Origin of the sequence: Salinimicrobium sp. TIG7-5_MAKvit (assembly GCF_049569215.1) — a bacterium.
GTDB classification, from domain to species: Bacteria; Bacteroidota; Bacteroidia; order Flavobacteriales; family Flavobacteriaceae; genus Salinimicrobium; species Salinimicrobium profundisediminis.
The window spans coordinates 2,120,389-2,137,335 of record NZ_CP145903.1 but is presented as its reverse complement, the minus strand read 5'-3'; the positions used below and the strand labels follow the sequence as shown (position 1 = coordinate 2,137,335).

General features: G+C 41.7%; 20 protein-coding genes. 18 read left to right on the top strand and 2 right to left on the bottom strand.

Annotation, left to right across the window (positions count from 1 at the left end; translation table 11 throughout):
* Positions 1-3 precede the first annotated feature (3 nt).
* The 18 genes from ccoN to V5739_RS09520 all read left to right on the top strand — a co-directional run bounded on the left by ccoN (position 4) and on the right by V5739_RS09520 (position 14,795).
* A complete protein-coding gene (ccoN, locus tag V5739_RS09605; protein ID WP_423817980.1) occupies positions 4-2,196 on the top strand; it encodes a cytochrome-c oxidase, cbb3-type subunit I in 2,193 nt (730 codons plus the stop codon).
* 5 nt (positions 2,197-2,201) lie between these two features.
* The gene (locus tag V5739_RS09600; protein WP_423817979.1) at positions 2,202-2,387 is read left to right on the top strand and encodes a CcoQ/FixQ family Cbb3-type cytochrome c oxidase assembly chaperone; all 186 of its coding nucleotides are present in this window, start codon (positions 2,202-2,204) and stop codon (positions 2,385-2,387) included.
* Positions 2,384-3,256, top strand: a complete 873-nt coding sequence (locus tag V5739_RS09595; RefSeq protein WP_345596860.1) for a cbb3-type cytochrome c oxidase N-terminal domain-containing protein — start codon at positions 2,384-2,386, stop codon at positions 3,254-3,256. Before V5739_RS09600 ends, V5739_RS09595 begins: the two co-directional genes overlap by 4 nt.
* Positions 3,257-3,325: 69 nt before the next feature.
* A complete protein-coding gene (gene ccoG / locus V5739_RS09590; RefSeq protein ID WP_423820464.1) occupies positions 3,326-4,702 on the top strand; it encodes a cytochrome c oxidase accessory protein CcoG in 1,377 nt (458 codons plus the stop codon).
* A 35-nt stretch (positions 4,703-4,737) separates the two neighbouring features.
* Positions 4,738-4,959 carry a hypothetical protein gene (locus V5739_RS09585; protein ID WP_423817978.1) on the top strand — a complete coding sequence of 74 codons (222 nt, stop codon included), beginning with the start codon at positions 4,738-4,740 and terminating at the stop codon, positions 4,957-4,959.
* Positions 4,960-4,971: 12 nt separating this feature from the next.
* Positions 4,972-5,418, top strand: a complete 447-nt coding sequence (locus V5739_RS09580; RefSeq protein WP_423817977.1) for a FixH family protein — start codon at positions 4,972-4,974, stop codon at positions 5,416-5,418.
* Positions 5,418-6,119, top strand: a complete 702-nt coding sequence (locus tag V5739_RS09575) for a sulfite exporter TauE/SafE family protein (RefSeq protein WP_423817976.1) — start codon at positions 5,418-5,420, stop codon at positions 6,117-6,119. The genes V5739_RS09580 and V5739_RS09575 overlap by 1 nt, the downstream gene beginning before the upstream one ends.
* Positions 6,120-6,496: 377 nt before the next feature.
* Positions 6,497-7,087, top strand: coding sequence for a YceI family protein (locus V5739_RS09570; protein ID WP_423817975.1), 591 nt, complete (start codon positions 6,497-6,499; stop codon positions 7,085-7,087).
* A 57-nt stretch (positions 7,088-7,144) separates the two neighbouring features.
* Positions 7,145-8,464 (top strand): hypothetical protein, encoded by a 1,320-nt coding sequence (locus tag V5739_RS09565; protein WP_423817974.1) that lies wholly within the window; start codon positions 7,145-7,147, stop codon positions 8,462-8,464.
* A 73-nt stretch (positions 8,465-8,537) separates the two neighbouring features.
* Entirely contained in the window at positions 8,538-9,110 is a 573-nt protein-coding gene (locus tag V5739_RS09560; protein WP_423817973.1) for a YceI family protein, read from the top strand.
* A 5-nt stretch (positions 9,111-9,115) separates the two neighbouring features.
* Positions 9,116-10,390, top strand: coding sequence for an acetyl-CoA hydrolase/transferase family protein (locus V5739_RS09555; RefSeq protein WP_423817972.1), 1,275 nt, complete (start codon positions 9,116-9,118; stop codon positions 10,388-10,390).
* 65 nt (positions 10,391-10,455) lie between these two features.
* Positions 10,456-10,755 (top strand): thioredoxin, encoded by a 300-nt coding sequence (gene trxA / locus V5739_RS09550; protein WP_423817971.1) that lies wholly within the window; start codon positions 10,456-10,458, stop codon positions 10,753-10,755.
* 4 nt (positions 10,756-10,759) lie between these two features.
* Positions 10,760-11,353, top strand: a complete 594-nt coding sequence (locus V5739_RS09545) for a Crp/Fnr family transcriptional regulator (protein WP_423817970.1) — start codon at positions 10,760-10,762, stop codon at positions 11,351-11,353.
* A gap of 123 nt (positions 11,354-11,476) precedes the next feature.
* Positions 11,477-11,767 (top strand): hypothetical protein, encoded by a 291-nt coding sequence (locus V5739_RS09540; protein WP_423817969.1) that lies wholly within the window; start codon positions 11,477-11,479, stop codon positions 11,765-11,767.
* 15 nt (positions 11,768-11,782) lie between these two features.
* Positions 11,783-12,169, top strand: coding sequence for a group III truncated hemoglobin (locus V5739_RS09535; protein ID WP_345596840.1), 387 nt, complete (start codon positions 11,783-11,785; stop codon positions 12,167-12,169).
* A 194-nt stretch (positions 12,170-12,363) separates the two neighbouring features.
* Positions 12,364-13,095 carry an SDR family oxidoreductase gene (locus V5739_RS09530; protein WP_423817968.1) on the top strand — a complete coding sequence of 244 codons (732 nt, stop codon included), beginning with the start codon at positions 12,364-12,366 and terminating at the stop codon, positions 13,093-13,095.
* 89 nt (positions 13,096-13,184) lie between these two features.
* Complete coding sequence (locus tag V5739_RS09525) at positions 13,185-13,364, top strand: hypothetical protein (protein WP_266067964.1); 180 nt, start codon at positions 13,185-13,187, stop codon at positions 13,362-13,364.
* Positions 13,365-13,662: 298 nt separating this feature from the next.
* Positions 13,663-14,795, top strand: a protein-coding gene (locus V5739_RS09520) for an IS3 family transposase (protein ID WP_423817967.1) whose coding sequence is annotated in 2 segments (ribosomal slippage) — positions 13,663-13,924 and positions 13,924-14,795 — 1,134 coding nt in all. Because the reading frame shifts where the segments join, the coding sequence is not laid out codon by codon here.
* Positions 14,796-14,918: 123 nt separating this feature from the next.
* On the opposite strand, the gene V5739_RS09515 is transcribed toward V5739_RS09520, so the two are convergent.
* On the bottom strand, positions 14,919-15,560 hold the full coding sequence (locus V5739_RS09515) for a spermidine synthase (RefSeq protein WP_423817966.1): 642 nt from the start codon (positions 15,558-15,560) through the stop codon (positions 14,919-14,921).
* A gap of 186 nt (positions 15,561-15,746) precedes the next feature.
* A complete protein-coding gene (locus tag V5739_RS09510; protein ID WP_423817965.1) occupies positions 15,747-16,919 on the bottom strand; it encodes a PepSY-associated TM helix domain-containing protein in 1,173 nt (390 codons plus the stop codon).
* Positions 16,920-16,947 lie beyond the last annotated feature (28 nt).

The window sequence follows — 16,947 nt, the reverse complement described above, 5'->3', positions numbered from 1 at the left end:
AGAATGGAATTGCAACAGTTCTACTACGACAACAAAATCGTAAAAAAGTTCCTTTATGCCACCCTTTTTTGGGGAGTCATAGGAATGTCAGTCGGGCTTCTTTTGGCCTTTTTATTCCTTTTCCCCAATTTAACCGACGGAATTTCCTGGTTGAGTTTTGGACGCCTGCGCCCATTACACACCAACGCGGTGATCTTTGCATTTGTGGGGAACGCTATTTTTGCCGGGGTATACTACTCTACCCAGCGGTTGCTCAAAGCCAGGATGTATAGTGACATCTTAAGCAGTATCAACTTTTGGGGCTGGCAATTAATCCTTATTGGAGCTGCCATTACACTGCCCCTGGGCTTTACAAGTTCTAAAGAATACGCCGAACTGGAGTGGCCTTTTGACATTGCTATTGCTGTTGTATGGGTTGTTTTTGGATGGAACCTTATCGCCACGATCTTCAAAAGAAGACAAAGACATTTATATGTAGCCATCTGGTTCTACATCGCAACCTTTGTTACCGTTGCCGTACTTCATATCTTCAACAGCCTTGCAATTCCTGTTGGTTTGTTTAAAAGTTACTCGGTATATGCAGGAGTGCAGGATGCACTGGTACAGTGGTGGTACGGGCACAATGCGGTGGCATTTTTCCTTACTACACCATTCCTGGGGCTCATGTACTACTTTGTACCCAAAGCTGCAAACCGCCCCGTATACTCCTATAAGTTATCTATAATCCACTTCTGGTCCTTAATTTTTATTTACATCTGGGCCGGCCCACACCACTTATTATATTCATCACTACCCGATTGGGCTCAAAACCTGGGTGTTGCTTTTTCTGTAATGCTGTTAATGCCATCATGGGGTGGTATGATCAACGGACTTCTAACCCTGCGTGGAGCCTGGGACAAAGTTAAGACAGATCCTGTTTTAAAATTCATGGTGGTTGCGATCACCGGGTACGGGATGGCCACTTTTGAAGGCCCAATGCTCTCTCTTAAGAACGTAAATGCCATTGCCCACTTTAGTGACTGGGTAATTGCACACGTACACGTAGGGGCTCTTGCATGGAACGGTTTCTTAACCTTTGGTATGGTGTACTGGCTGGTTCCAAGAATGTTCAAGACCAAATTATACTCTATTAAGCTTGCCAACGCCCACTTCTGGACAGGTACCTTGGGTATTATCCTTTACGCACTGCCAATGTACGTTGCAGGTTTTGTACAGGCTTCAATGTGGAAACAATTTAACCCCGATGGCACCCTTGTCTATGGAAACTTCCTAGAAACCGTGACCGAAATCATGCCTATGTACTGGTTTAGGGCCATTGGAGGTAGTATGTACATCTTCGGAATGTTCATCCTGTTGTACAATGTTTACAAAACCATTAGAAGCGGTAGTGAAGTAACCGATGAGCTGGCTGAAGCAGCACCACTACAAAAGATCAGCAATAGAAGACTTGTGGGAGAAGGCTTCCACACCTGGTTGGAGCGCAAGCCGGTGCAACTTACAGTTTTAGCTACTATTGCGATTCTTATAGGAGGTATTATTCAAATTGTACCCACTCTGCTAGTAAAATCAAATATCCCCACAATTACCAGTGTTAAGCCTTACACGCCACTGGAGCTTGAAGGAAGGGATATCTATATAAGAGAAGGTTGTGTATCATGCCACTCGCAAATGATTCGCCCTTTTAGAAGTGAGGTAGAACGCTACGGCGAATTCTCAAAGGCCGGGGAATATGTATATGACCACCCGTTCTTATGGGGAAGTAAGCGTACAGGCCCGGATCTTATGAGAGTTGGAGGCAAGTATTCAGATAACTGGCACTTTAACCACATGTATGACCCACAAAGTACCTCATCTGGTTCTATCATGCCCGGTTACAAATGGTTGATCACCAGCAAACATAACCGCTCTGAAACCGAAGCTAAAATGGAAGCGATGGTACAACTTGGAGTTCCCTATACCGAAGCCGAGATAGCAAACGCCCAGGCTCATATGGAAGAGCAGGCTACCAGCATTCAGCAAAACCTTTACAGCGATCCCGATTTTGTTGCCACTTACGAAGCAGATAAAAAATATGCTGAAGAGAACGGACTGGAATTTATTGAGATGAAAGATAGAGAGATCGTTGCCCTTATCGCCTATATACAGCGATTGGGAACAGATATTAAAGTGGTGAATTCAACAACTTCAACAAACTAACTGTCATGCTAAAATTTATAAAAGGACATATGGAGAGCATTGCAGGGATAGAGATCTATCCAATTATTTCCCTGCTTATTTTCTTCATCTTTTTTGTAGCACTTTTTTGGTGGGTCTTCACCGCAAAAGAAGACTACATCCATACTGTAGAACAAATACCATTAGAAACAGATAACGACCAGAACCTATGAGACAATCCATCCCAGCCTGGATAAGAATCCCCGTTTTCTTTCTCCTCATTGTAGGAGTTCTAGAATACTTTATAGACTCAGGTGATAATTATGCTTTTATTGAATTTCCACTGCTATCGGCCGTGCTGGTGGTTATCCTGTTATTCCTTATTGCTGCGGAAGCCATTCTTAATGCAATTGAAAATGTCATGTTTCAGGCACTTACCCCTGAAGCTAAAGAGCGATACATGAGGGCTCAACAGGAGCGAATCAAAAAGTATGACTTAAAAAGGATCTACCGTAAACTTGCCGGTACACGCCCAATTTCTGAAGAAAAGGAGCTGGAGCTGGACCACAACTACGACGGAATTAAAGAACTGGACAACAAGCTCCCGCCATGGTGGCTCTACTCCTTTTACGCCTCTATAGTTTTTGCTGCAGGTTATCTCGCATATTACCACCTGTGGGATGGAGAAAACCAGGTAGCCGAATTTGAAAAGGAAATGCTGGCTGCAAAAATTCAGGTTGAAGAATACAAAAAGACAGCCCCCGATCTTGTTAATGCCGAAAACGTGGTTCTCCTTACCGAAGCTGCCGATTTAAAAAAGGGCGAGACAATTTACCAAACCAACTGTATGGCCTGCCACGCTCCCGACGGAGGTGGTGGAATAGGACCTAACCTTACCGACGAACACTGGATTCTTGGCGGAGGTATCAAAAACGTCTTCCACACAGTTAGTGAAGGTGGACGTGCAGGTAAAGGAATGATTGCGTGGAAATCTTCGCTTAAACCGGCAGAGATCCAACAGGTAGCAAGTTATGTACTTAGCCTCCAGGGAACTTCTCCAGCCAATCCAAAAGACGCTGAAGGAGATATCTGGACAGAATAGAATTGAATTAAGAAAAGGAAGCAGGAAGTGGAAAGAGAAGAAAATAACTTTAGGGACAGAATAGGCACAATGAATGCCGAAGGTAAGCGCTCCTGGGTTTACCCCAAGAAACCTGAAGGGAGATTCTATAAGTACCGTACACACTTAACCTGGTTCCTGCTCCTTTTTCTTATTGCTTCGCCATTTATACATATCAATGGCCACCAGTTCATGATGTTCAATGTGCTGGAAAGGGAATTTTTCATTTTTGGGCAGCCATTCTGGCCCCAGGATTTTTACCTCGGGGTTACTGCAATGATCATTGCAGTATTGTTCATCACGCTTTTTACTTCGGCATTTGGAAGGATCTTTTGCGGCTGGATTTGCCCCCAGACGATATTCATGGAAATGGTATTCCGAAAAATCGAGTACTGGATTGAAGGAGACCGCGGTGCCCAGATGAGGCTGGATAAGCAGGAATGGAATGCAGATAAAATAAGAAAGAAAGGCTTTAAATGGTTCCTGTTCTTCCTCATATCATTTGGTATTGCCAATGTTTTCCTGGCATACCTCGTGGGAAGCCAAAGGCTGCTTAGATATATTACCGAAGGGCCATTCCAGAACCTGAGCACCTTTATAGCTCTTTTGATCTTCACCGGGGTTTTTTATTTTATCTTTTCATGGTTTAGAGAACAGGTGTGCACCATTGCGTGCCCTTATGGAAGATTACAGAGTGTACTGCTAGATAAGAAATCTGTAGTTGTTGCTTACGATCATAAAAGAGGTGAACGTACTAAGGGTCGGTCAAAATTCAGAAAAAATGAAGATCGGGCCCAGCTGGGAAAAGGGGATTGTATTGACTGTTCCCAATGTGTTCATGTTTGCCCTACGGGAATAGATATAAGGAATGGCACACAGCTGGAATGCATCAACTGCACTGCCTGTATAGATGCCTGTGATGCCATGATGGATAAAGTAGACCTTCCAAGAGGATTGATAGGATTCTATTCTGAAGAGAATATTGAGAAGGAGGAAAAATTCAGGTTTAACCCCAGGATGAAAGGTTATGCTGCCATTCTGTTTGTATTGGTAGGGATTCTCTCGGGCATGTTGTTCTTAAGGACAGATGTTGAAGCCACAGTTTTAAGACTGCCGGGACAATTGTACGAGACTCACGATAATAATATTATCAGTAATGTTTACACCTTTAAACTTATCAATAAAACTACAGGAAGTTTTGAAGATGTACATTTTAAACTGATGTCGCACAAGGGAAGTATTGAATCTGTAACCCATGAAAGGATTATAGTTCCCGAAAATGGGCTTGCACAGGGAACCTTGTTTATCGAGATCCCGAAGGCTCTTTTAAAAGATGAAAAAAACAAGGTGGAAATAGGGGTTTACAGCGGGGAGAAATTAATAGAAACCACCAGTACCAATTTTATGGGGCCAAGAAGCTTCAGGTAAATACGGAATCAATAAAGCCGGCACTTTTAAATAAAGTGTCAATAAATGCTTCCGAAGAAAAAGACCTGAAAAAAATACCTGTCAAAAATGCCATTTTTGAAGAGTATACAAGAAGTATTACAGCGGGCAAGGCAATGAAAAAAGAAGCCATTGCTCACTTAACAGAAGAAAGAACAGAGTTACCTGAATTGAATACACCAATCATTAAACAGGTAAAAATAATAAACCACAGAGAGACGATGTCTCGCTGGAAATAAAAATATAAGATCATGAAAATATCCTGGGGCACATCACTGGTACTGGCTATATTTAGTTTTATAGCGTTTATAATGTTTTTTGTGATTACTATGATCACAGATAAAGCCTACAGCCATGATTTGGTTGTAGAAGAATACTACAAAAATGAACTCACATTTCAGGAGCAGTTGGATAAGACGAAAAATGCCAGCCTGCTCTCAGAAAATATTCAGCTTGAACAAACTTCGGAAGGTCTAGTTATTAGCTTTCCCCAGGAACTTGAGTCTGCATTCATAAAAGGAAATGTGTTCCTGTACCGGCCGTCAAACAAGCAGCTGGACTCTGAAATTCCTCTTTCATTGTCCTCACATCAATTGCTCGTACCTGATAGTCGCTTTATAGACGGCCGCTGGAACATCATTATTGACTGGGAATACAAGGGTGAAAAATTCTATTTTAAAGAGGATATTCTTTATTAATGCTCTACTCTGCCTTCATACTGGGTATTCTTGGAAGTTTCCATTGTATTGGGATGTGTGGGCCTATTGCTTTTATGCTCCCGCTGTCTCGCGACAATAAGATCCTCAAGCTACTCCAGATCTTTCTTTACCACTTTGGGCGTCTGTTATCTTATGCATTGATAGGACTGGTATTTGGGTTCCTGGGCAAGAGTTTTGACCTTTTTGGAATGCAGCAGCAACTGTCTATTGGTATAGGCGTACTTATGATCCTGGCTATCCTTCTTCCGTCGGGTATATTAAAAAAGGTAAATTTCTCCCAGCCGTTGTTCCGGTTTGTAGGCAGGATCAAGTCTTTACTGGGTGCCGCTCTTAAAAAGAGAACACCCGATACTTTTTTCACCATTGGGTTTCTTAATGGTCTTCTTCCCTGCGGCCTGGTTTACGTGGCTGTCTTTGCTGCATTGGCTGGCGGCGAGATGCTTACAGGAAGCCTTTATATGCTCCTGTTTGGGCTTGGCACCATCCCGCTAATGACAACAGCAGTATACTTTGGTGGACTTTTGGGAGGAGGGATGAGAAAGAAGGTGCAAAAACTCATTCCGGTTTTTGTAGTTCTCATGGGCGTACTATTTATTATTAGAGGTATGGGGCTTGGCATTCCTTATTTATCTCCTGCGCCACAAACAGCTGTGGTCAATGCTGCAGCCAGCTGCCATTAAAATCTGTTAAGGATTTGTTATTTTCTATTCTTTCATGGCAATCCTTTTTTTAATAAATAGGACATATTCATCCCTATTTTGATTTCCAATTTCTAAAATTCTGGTTAAAATTTCTTAAACCCTTGCCAACACATGGCATCTTTTGGAACTTTGGGGGCACATTTTATCGGTGAAAGTATGAGCATTATCAGCTTTTAGACGAGCGCCTGACTTAAGATCAAGATTAACCAGCTCATTAAAAGGCAATTAGTTAAATGTGAAGAAGAACATAAAGTTTTAGAATCAGGTATTATGAGAATCTTGCTGAAAGCTGACCCACGTCATACTCTACCGCTCATATCTGTGCCATCTTTGTACCATAATTAAAAACAAAAATCATGAACACAAAAAAGAACCTTTGGTTAGTAATTGGAAGCTTTCTGGTAATGGTCTTTTCTGCCAATACAATGGTAGGACAAACCTTTAATGTAAATAGCGGAGCCTCCAGTTTAAAAGTGGAAGGAACCTCAAACATACATGATTGGGAGTTAAGTGCAAAAGAACTCCAGGGAAGTGTAAAGGTTCAAATGGAAGACGGACAATTAGTGAAACTTGATCAATTACAGTTTGCAGTAGTTGCCGAAAGCCTGAAGAGTGGAAAAGGAGGAATGGACAAAAACACCTATAAGGCTCTTGACACCGATAAACACAGAAGAATTACCTACGAATTATCAAGTGTTAAAAACCTTGATTGCACTTCAAAAATCTCATGTAAAGTTATTACCAATGGTGTACTTACCATTGCAGGAACCAAGAAGAACGTAGAGTTGATCTTCGATGCTAAAGTTACTGGTGATAAAATCACTCTTAGTGGAGACAAAAAGATAAAAATGACCGATTTCAAAGTGGACCCCCCAACAGCCATGTTTGGAACTATCACCACAGGAGATGAAGTCAACATTAAATTCCAGACCGTTTTTACTAAATAACCCTAATTCAACAACAAATATTAAAATTCAACTATCAACTTTTTTAATGTATCAAAAATGAAAAATCTAATTAAATATTCCGGTATTGCTCTCTTGATGGCCATGGGCTTTCAGGCACAGGCACAAGATGTAGATGTTCTTGTTGTAGAAGACAATGAAAACACTACCCTTTGGGACAGAAGTCTACCTAACTTTAGATATCCAGATCAACGCGGTATAAGCACATTTGAGCCTACAAAAGACAACAACTACGGTGAATTCGAAGGAGTACAGGTAAGACTTGGTGGTGCTTTTGCACTTCAATTCCAGGCACTAGAACAGGAAAATGCTTCAGGCGCTCCTGAATTATATGAACTTGGAAAAGACTTCAACCTTGCTACTGCAAACATGACCTTTGACATCTTGCTTGCAAAAGGAGTTAGAGTACACCTTAATACTTACCTTTCTTCTCAACACCACACTGAGACTTACGTAAAAGGAGGATATCTACAAGTAGATAACCTTGACTTCATCAGTGAAGGGTTAGCTTCGGGTCTTATGGAGCACTTAAGGATCAAGTTTGGGCACATGGAGAATAATTATGGTGATGCTCACTTCAGAAGATCTGACAACGCAATGGCTCTTTACAACCCATTCGTAGGAAACTACCTAATGGACAGCTTTACTACTGAGGTAGGTGGTGAGATCTACTACTTCAACGGCCCATGGCTAGGTATGGTTGGATTTACAAACGGTAAATTAAACCAGTCTACTTCTAGTGAAGGTCATACAAGCCCTTCTCTTCTTGCAAAATTTGGTTATGACAACCAAATCTCTGAAGATTTCAGATTTAGATTAACAGGATCTGTTTACCACACAAACCAAACTAAAAGTGCTTACTTATACAGTGGTGACCGTGCAGGTTCAAGATACTATAACGTAATGTCTGGCCCAGATGCAAACAACCCTGGAGATGGCTTTAGATCTGGTAGAATTAACCCAGACCTTAAAAATGAATTGACCTCTTTCATGATCAACCCTTTCATCAAAGCAGGTGGACTTGAATTCTTCGGAATCTATGAAAGAGCTAGCGGTAAATACGCTTCTGAAACTGACGAAAGAACCTGGAACCAATACGCAGGTGAGCTTATCTACAGATTTGGAAACAACGAGAACTTCTACGTAGGTGGACGTTACAATACTGTAAATGGTGAACTTAAATCTGGAGAAGATGTAACCGTTAACCGCTTCAACATTGGAGGTGGATGGTTTATGACCAAAAACATCCTTACTAAAGTTGAGTATGTTAACCAGGATTACAATGACTACCCTACAGGTGATATTCACAACGACGGACAATTCAACGGCTTTAACATTGAAGCGGTAATTAGCTTCTAAGAATAAAAGATTCGTTTGAACTAGCCAGAAAATGGGGGAATTAAATTCCCCCATTTTTTTTAACTTTAAAAAAATGAAAAAAATTGCGTTTGTCTTATTGGTACTTTTCTGTAGTGCGGTAACACGCGCACAGGATTTTCAGAAAAGAAACATCAAAGTACTCCCCAGCAGTGAGCTCACTATTATTGGGGACTCTAATATTGCTGCATTCCAGTGTGAGTTTGATAATTCATATTTAGAAGATTCCCAGAATATCACCTTCACCCAAAATGGCAGTAAAATAGAATTTACAGGAGCTGTACTCATCCTTAACAACAAAGGCTTTGACTGTGGGAGCAAAGGTATTAACCGCGACTTTCACGACCTCCTGCAAACAGATAAACACCCCCGGATACTTCTCGAGTTAAACGAGGTAACCATGTCTTCCCCTACAAAAGCCGTAGCAAAAGTTGGCATTACCATAGCAGGTAAAGAAAGATTTTACGAGTTGCCGGTAGCCATAAAAAATGCTGCAATAGCTGAATTTAAAGGAAAGCTGCACCTCAATATAAAAGACTACGGACTTGAGGCTCCAAAAAAGCTATTTGGAATGATCGTCGTAAAAGACGAAATAGACATTCAATTTAATCTACAGGTAAAAAAATAAGCAATATGAAGTTAGTAAGTGCTGCCCGGGCCGTGTCTTATGTAAAATCGGGTAACAGGATATTCATCCAGGGAGCGGCCATGACACCAAATATTCTTATTGAGGCCCTGGTAGAGCGTCATAAAGAATTAAAGAACGTGGAGATCTTCCACATTCATACCGAAGGCCCTGCGCGTTATACACAGCCTCCATACAGGGAATCATTTTCTCTGAACAGCTGTTTTGCAGCTGGCAATGTTCGCAATGCGATAAATTCGGAATACGGAGATTACATTCCTATTTTTCTAAGCGAGATCCACCTGTTATTCAGAAAGAACATCTTACCCCTTGATGTAGCTTTTATACAGGTTTCCCCTCCCGATAAACACGGATTCTGTTCGCTGGGTCTTTCAATAGATATTACCCTTCCGGCTATACAAACCGCTAAAACTGTTATTGCGCAAATAAATCCGCAGGTACCAAGAACCCATGGTGACGGAATTATTCATGTAAGCCAAATCACAGCCGCAGTAGAGGCCAATTTACCTTTACATGCCCATATGCCTGTAGAAGCTTCAGAAATTGAGAAGCAAATAGGAAAAAATGTAGCCGAACTCATTGAAGATGGAGCTACCCTTCAAATGGGAATTGGCGCCATTCCAAATGTGGTACTCAACAACCTCATGAACCACAAACGCCTTGGAATTCATACTGAAATGTTTTCTGACGGGGTTTTGCCTCTCATAGAAAAAGGCATCATCACCGGGGAAGAAAAAGAGGTAAAAACCGGAAAGATCGTTACCTGCTTTGCCCTTGGCTCCTCAAAATTATACGACTTCATAGATGACAATCCCGTGATCCATTTTAAGGAAGCAGCCTACACCAACGATACGGCGATTATTAGAAGAAACCCGAAGGTGACAGCGATTAACAGTGCTATAGAAATAGACCTTACCGGGCAGGTTTGCGCCGATACCATTGGCACCTACCAGTACTCGGGCGTGGGCGGACAAATGGATTTTATTCGCGGCGCTTCCCTTTCTGAAGGTGGCAAAGCAATTATTGCCATGCCTTCAACCACTTTAAAAGGCATCTCCAAGGTAGTTCCCAACTTAAAAGAAGGTGCAGGCGTTACCACCACCAGGGCGCACGTACATTACATTGCTACCGAGTATGGTGTAGTGAATCTCTACGGAAAAAACCTGAAACAAAGAGCTAAAGCCCTAATCTCTATCGCTCACCCCAACCATAGGGCAGCCCTGGAAGAGGAAGCCCATAAAAGGCTCTCCGGAATAAGGTAGACCTGAAAATACTTTCAAAAAATGCCATTTTTGAGTACCTTTAAGGAGCTTAAAAAAAGAAAAATATGAAAAGTAAATTCAGTGAGATCATCCAGGATGACAAGCCTGTTCTTGTAGATTTTTTTGCCGACTGGTGCGGCCCCTGCAAAACATTGGCTCCTATTTTGAAAGAAGCCAAAGCCGATCTTGGAGACAAGGTTAAAATTGTGAAGATAGATGTAGACAGAAATCAGGCGCTGGCCGAAAAATTCCAGGTGCGCGGCGTGCCCACTCTTATCCTGTTTAAAAAAGGAGAACAATTATGGCGACAGTCGGGCGTGGTACCAAAAGCTAACCTGGTTGAGCTTATAAATTCCCACCGGTAGATCTATGATAGACGAAAACCTGTTGCTTAATTACGGCGCTAAAAGGGTGCCTTTTTCTAAAGGAGATCAATTGTTTAGGGAAGGAGAATCGGCTCTCAACTTCTACCAGGTAGCTTCAGGAGAGATCAAGATGAACAACTACAACGAAGATGGCAAAGAGTTCATCCAGGGTATTTTTTCTATCGGGCAGAGTTTTGGAGAACCGCCATTGCTGGCAAACGTGAAATATCCGGCAAATGCCGAAGCCATTTCAGATGCCGAAGTTTTTCAGCTTTCAAAAGAACAGTTTTTAGAACTGCTTTCGTCAAACCCAAAAGTCCACCTCAAAATCACCGAAACCCTTGCAAAAAGGCTTTACTACAAAGCCATCATGGTTTCAGAAATATCGAGCCAGGAACCCGAACACAGAATTCTTCGTATCATAGATTACCTAAAGCATGTAGATAAAGTAGAAGGAAAATTTACTTACCGGCTTAACCTTACCCGGCAACAACTCGCCGATCTTACCGGGCTGCGCGTGGAAACTGTGATACGTGCCACCAAATCTCTTGAAAAGAAAGGCGTACTTCAAATAAAAAAGCGAAAAGTGTACCGGTAAAACTTCATTACCAGCTTTTTACGATTTGTATCTGAGACATAAATGTCCTGTTTTATGATCCCAATCATATTCTCTCCTTGCATATCCTCTTAATTTTACAGCATAATTAAAAACGACTATGCTATGAAACTTTACAACACACTTTACAAAGATTTTGAAGACCTTTATGTAGGATATTCGGCCGTGGCCATCATCCTTTCAACCTGTTTGGGTGCTGCAGCGGCTATGGTGATTTTAATGAACGGGCATGATTTTATGCAAATGTTCCAGCTATTCCTGGTAGTTGCAGTGTGTATGATATATATGGTAACAGTTTTAGCCCAGTTAAAGCCAAAATTTGTTTTTAATACATTAATTTTCAGCCTCCTGCTTAGCGCGCTCCTGCTAATAATCAACGTGGTTATGCGGTATTAGAAAGATTATTTTCTTATGAAAAACGATATACAAAACCGGGAGGATGTCTTTCTCCTGGTTTCTACATTTTATACCAAAGTGCGCGCCAACAAAAAGATTGGCCACTTCTTTAATGACACTATTAATGACTGGCCGGCCCACCTTGAGAAGCTTACCGACTTCTGGGAGACCAACCTGTTTATGGTGAGCAAATTTCGTGGCAACCCCATGCGGGCCCACAAAGAAGTAGACCGGGAATTTGATCATTCTATTGAACAGGCACATTTCGGCGAATGGCTCAACATGTGGTATGAAACCCTTGATGAGCTTTTTGAAGGCGACAGAGCCAACATTGCGAAGAACAGGGCCAGGAATATGGCCCACAACCTCTTTATGAATATGTACCTGAGTCGGCAGCAATAATTCTTCTTCAGGTTTCTTCGGAAAATGTTTTAATCCAAAGAAAAATTCCCGGGAATGCAGTTTTCTTCTGAAGCATTTCCGAAGCAATAAACATTGCTGCTTTCATTCAGCAAAATAAGCCGAGACGTTAAATTCCTGTTATTCAACCCCTGTACCTTCTTCACAAATCTTATCTTTTAAAGAAAAACTGAAAGATGGAATTACAAGACAAGATGGCCATAGTGACCGGGGCAAGCAGCGGAATTGGAAGAGCAATTGCAAAAGCCCTTTCTGGGGCCGGATGTAAAGTGGCATTGGCCAGCCGAAATATTCAAAAATTAAACGACCTACAGGACGAATTAAAAAATAAAAGCCTGGTGGTGCGAATGGATGTCACAGATTCTGAAAGTGTAGAAGGTGCTTTTAAAGATATCTGGGACGAATTTGGAGAAGTGCACATTCTTGTGAACTGTGCCGGCGTAATGCCACTTACTTACCTTAAAAACCAACATCTTGAAGAGTGGCTTGAGACCATTGAAGTGAACGTGAAAGGAACTTTGCGCTGCATTAATGCGGTGTTACCGGCCATGAAGAACCAAATGAACGGGCACATTATAAATATTGCTTCTGTAGACGGGATAGAGGTATTTAAAGGCGGTGCGGTTTACGGCGCTTCAAAAGCGGCAGTCATTGCCCTCTCGCGTGCCATGAGAATGGAACTCTCGCCCGAGTTCAACATCCGCGTTACCTCTATTGAACCCGGAACTGTTGCCACTAACCTAAGGGATGATATTACCGACAAGGAATTACTGGAAGAGAAAGACTATTCTGGCGACGAACCCAAACTGGAACCTCAAAACATTGCCGATGCTGTGCTGTACGCCATGTCGCAGCCTAACAGCGTAAATGTTAACGAATTAATGATTAAGCCCACAGGAAAGGCTTAAGGGTTAAAAAAGTGTTATTTGGAAAGCCTTTAACGCAAGATAACCCATTACTTCACGATCTTGAAAAAGAACCTTAAAAACCAACAAAAATGGACTTGAAGAAAAATGCAAAAGATGCAGGTGAAAAAGTAGTAAAACTTTGGGCTGCCAAAAAAGGACTTCAGTGGACAGGTAGTCTCCTTAAATGGGGAGCTGTTGCAGGAGCCGGATATTATGCCTACACCCTTGTGAGAGATAATAAAGACCAGATCAAGGCCAAATTATCTTAAGCAGTAAGAACTTTTGACAAAAATACTACAGGAACAGTAAATTAGTACTATTCCTCAAAGTATCCACTTACAGAGGCTGTCTTAAAAGCTCTTTTCCCGTCACCCTGAATTTATTTCAGGTGTTTTGACACGGAATCATTTAAATAATGATGTTCTGGTGTTTAAAATGACGTGGAAGTTTTTTAAGATAGCCTTTTTTCTTTTTTTATTACGAAAGATTACTTCTGAAGGATTCTCTTGTAAGCTTCCCTTAAAACCGAACTGTTTAAAAGTATAATAACTCTTAATTTTAAACAGTATGAAAAAAAGTAAATTTTCCCCTCAGCAAATCTCTAAGATCCTCAAAGAATTCGATAACGGTAAAACAGCTGCCGAGATCAGTCGTGAATATGGTGTAAGCACCGCTGCTTTTTACAAATGGCGAGAACGTTTTAGCGGAATGAATGGCAAAGAGCTTAAGCGACTCAAAGAACTTGAGGAAGAGAATCGTCGACTCAAGCAAATGTATGCCACCCTTTCTTTGGATCATGAGATGGCTAAAGAGATCATCGAAAAAAAGCTCTAAAGCCTTGCCGTAAGCGAACCATAGCTAAAGAACTTGCTCATTACGGTATAAGCAGGGCGTGCCGTGTTTTAAAAATGAGCAAGAGTGTGTTTTATTATAAACCTCTCCCTAAAGATGATAAACCCATAGAAGAAGCCTTACAGCAAAAGGCAGAGAAGTATAGTGAGGAAGGTTTTTGGATGGCTTATGAGCGACTGCGTAAGGAAGGAAAGCCGTGGAACCATAAAAGAGTTTATCGTGTCTATAAAAACCTTGGCTTAAGCTTAAGGCGTAAAGTGAAGAAAAGATTACCAGCAAGAGTAAAAGAACCCTTAGAAGTACCTGAGACCCTTAATCATACCTGGAGTATGGATTTTGTGACAGATGTCCTGGATAATAAAAGAAGGTTTAGGGCCTTTACTATTATTGATGATTATAACCGGGAGGCACTTCACATAGAAGTAGATTTTTCCTTGCCCAGCAATAGAGTTATTTGGGTACTAAACCACCTAATTAATCGAAGAACAAAACCTCAGAAAATAAGAATGGACAATGGTCCTGAGTTTATTGCTAAAATAGCTTCAGAATGGAGCCAGATGCATGGAATCAACTTCAAATATATCCAACCAGGAAAACCTACACAGAATGCTTTTATTGAACGATTCAATGGTAGCTATAGAAGAGGAGTTTTAAATAAATACATTTTTGAAGATCTGGATCAGGTACGAGAACAAACACAGGTATGGATGGATGATTACAATAATCAAAGACCTCACGATGCATTAGGAAAAATGGCTCCAATAGAATATGCAGAATATAATTCTCTAATAGCAACTACAGATAAAACCAAAAACAATAATTTTATATCATCAAGCAGTTCTAATTAGGGGGAGCTTACACAACAGCAAGTATTATTCACATAATTCCGGAAATGGAGTTCCAAAAATGCCATTTTTGAGAGCTCATATTTTATCTCTCGTGGTCTACCAGGCAAGAGAAAGGCTTCAGCTTTACTTTCGTTCCCCAAGCAGCAGGGTGTTACTACCGTAGACATTTTCCTTCTTCTGAAAATGGATGCCTAAAGTGTCATTTTTGAGCAGGTAGTCGATCTGTTCCTGGTGCGCTTCATTTATTCCGGCATTGAAAAGCACTTTCCCATCTGCCGTTAATAATGCTGCAACATGCTTCCAGAAAGCATCGGTAAAGAACTGCGCCGGCACCTTGAGATCCAGAAAAAGATCGATAATTATAAACCCGAACTGCTGTTGCGAAGAGGCAACAAAGGCTTCAGCATCGGCACACAGCAACTCGAGGGGTTGATGTGCTTCTATATTAAACTCATTTTTGGAAATTTCTATAACGGCAGCATCGAGTTCTACGGCAGTAATTTTCCCGTAGTAGCCATATTTGTTCCGAAGCAGGGGAATTGCACTACCGCCTCCCAGGCCCAGAAGCAGCACCGGGGAAGCACGATCTGCACGCACTTCTGCAAAACCGTGGTCAAGTACTTCCTGAAGGGCACCGTAAGAATAATTGGCGTTACTGCTGTCAAGCACCTTGCGCCCGTTGATCCAGGTGACTTCCAGCTTTCCATTGTAATTGGAATTGTATTTTTTGGTGAGCGGCCACAGGTAGCTGAAGGTCTTTTTCATAGCCCTGTAAAAGTACGATTGTAGAAGTTAGAAGGACAAAAATAGAAGTGTCCAGTGCTCCGTGGTCAGTGGGAGAAATATGCGGTGCGGGAGTTAATAGAATCATCCAACTTCTAAAAAGGGTCAACTCTAATCAGGACTCCACAAACTTACAACTGACAACTGGCAACCGAAACCCGAAAAAATTTATTCCGTAACAGTCTTGACTCTTTCCTCTTGTTTCCGGGCTCTATTCTTCGGTTTCTTCTTTTTCATCTTGTTAAGCCATATAAGCGTACCGGTAATGGGCAATGTGGTCGCGATTAGACAGGCCAGGAAATAGATGATCTTGGAAAAAGTTCCAAAGATCTCTCCTGTATGGATAGGTTTGATGAGGGAAGCCACCTGTACATTAAATGGTTTTTCACTAAAGATCTCTTTGCTTAAAACTGTACCGTCGCGATCTATCACCAATTGATCTGAAGTCACAGGAGACCAGCCATTATCGTTGGTCTTTCTCACCTTGTACACCTGCTCCCTTTCGGAAGGGAACGAAATTGTGGTGGTGCCTTCATAGTTGAGCTCTTCCGAAGAAATGTTGTAGATAGAGGCTATTGAGGCTTCATCGGCATCAGTTATATTTTCATTGGAAGTAAAGGAAGGTCCTCCGCCCCTGTTAAAGACTTTTGTACCCAAAACTGCACTCCCTGCTTCGCGGTACCACTCAAAACTCCAGAAGAGTCCGGTGAGGGTCATGATAACCAATACAATACAGGCGTAAAATCCGAGGGTATTGTGAAGATCGTGATTGATGCGTTTCCAGTTGGCCGAGGTTTTTATCTTAAAGCCGCTCTTCATGTTTTTCCACTTCAGCTTTTTTGGGAACCAAAGTACAACGCCACTCAGGGAAAGAATAAAGAAGATAATGGTGGCTATTCCCACAATGGGGCGTCCTATAGCCGAATCTAAAAGCAGCCATCTGTGCATCCTGAAATTCCACATAAAAAAATCGTCGAGCGAAGACTTTTTGGTCTGCATGTAATCTCCGGTGTAGGGATCTACGTAGAAGGTGGTGCCGCGACGATCTTCGGGAGATGTCTTTACCCGGAATTCGCAAGGTTTCCCGGCTTCAGCAGGAATACTTACCGAAGAGACCTCTCCTTCCTGCTGCAATACTTCAGTGAGTGCTTCAATTTCCATAGCCTGCGTACCCGAGACCTTGAAATCTTCAGCAAAAACATTTTTAATTTCCTTCTCAAAAGTGAGTACAGTTCCGCTGAAACAAACCAGGAAAAGGATGATCCCACTGGCAAGGCCAAGCCATAGATGAACGTCATTGAGAAACTTTCTAATGCCGTATTTTTTCTTTTTATTCTTCATTGAAAGAAATTTAAAGTTCCGGCATACA

Bases quoted from the DNA above. Each gene is read 5' to 3' on its own strand.
- ccoN (WP_423817980.1), top strand. From the start codon at position 4: ATGGAATTGCAACAGTTCTACTACGACAACAAAATCGTAAAAAAGTTC.
- V5739_RS09600 (WP_423817979.1), top strand. From the start codon at position 2,202: ATGCTAAAATTTATAAAAGGACATATGGAGAGCATTGCAGGGATAGAG.
- V5739_RS09595 (WP_345596860.1), top strand. From the start codon at position 2,384: ATGAGACAATCCATCCCAGCCTGGATAAGAATCCCCGTTTTCTTTCTC.
- ccoG (WP_423820464.1), top strand. From the start codon at position 3,326: ATGAATGCCGAAGGTAAGCGCTCCTGGGTTTACCCCAAGAAACCTGAA.
- V5739_RS09580 (WP_423817977.1), top strand. From the start codon at position 4,972: ATGAAAATATCCTGGGGCACATCACTGGTACTGGCTATATTTAGTTTT.
- V5739_RS09575 (WP_423817976.1), top strand. From the start codon at position 5,418: ATGCTCTACTCTGCCTTCATACTGGGTATTCTTGGAAGTTTCCATTGT.
- V5739_RS09570 (WP_423817975.1), top strand. From the start codon at position 6,497: ATGAACACAAAAAAGAACCTTTGGTTAGTAATTGGAAGCTTTCTGGTA.
- V5739_RS09565 (WP_423817974.1), top strand. From the start codon at position 7,145: ATGAAAAATCTAATTAAATATTCCGGTATTGCTCTCTTGATGGCCATG.
- V5739_RS09560 (WP_423817973.1), top strand. From the start codon at position 8,538: ATGAAAAAAATTGCGTTTGTCTTATTGGTACTTTTCTGTAGTGCGGTA.
- V5739_RS09555 (WP_423817972.1), top strand. From the start codon at position 9,116: ATGAAGTTAGTAAGTGCTGCCCGGGCCGTGTCTTATGTAAAATCGGGT.
- trxA (WP_423817971.1), top strand. From the start codon at position 10,456: ATGAAAAGTAAATTCAGTGAGATCATCCAGGATGACAAGCCTGTTCTT.
- V5739_RS09545 (WP_423817970.1), top strand. From the start codon at position 10,760: ATGATAGACGAAAACCTGTTGCTTAATTACGGCGCTAAAAGGGTGCCT.
- V5739_RS09540 (WP_423817969.1), top strand. From the start codon at position 11,477: ATGAAACTTTACAACACACTTTACAAAGATTTTGAAGACCTTTATGTA.
- V5739_RS09535 (WP_345596840.1), top strand. From the start codon at position 11,783: ATGAAAAACGATATACAAAACCGGGAGGATGTCTTTCTCCTGGTTTCT.
- V5739_RS09530 (WP_423817968.1), top strand. From the start codon at position 12,364: ATGGAATTACAAGACAAGATGGCCATAGTGACCGGGGCAAGCAGCGGA.
- V5739_RS09525 (WP_266067964.1), top strand. From the start codon at position 13,185: ATGGACTTGAAGAAAAATGCAAAAGATGCAGGTGAAAAAGTAGTAAAA.
- V5739_RS09515 (WP_423817966.1), bottom strand. From the start codon at position 15,560: ATGAAAAAGACCTTCAGCTACCTGTGGCCGCTCACCAAAAAATACAAT.
- V5739_RS09510 (WP_423817965.1), bottom strand. From the start codon at position 16,919: ATGAAGAATAAAAAGAAAAAATACGGCATTAGAAAGTTTCTCAATGAC.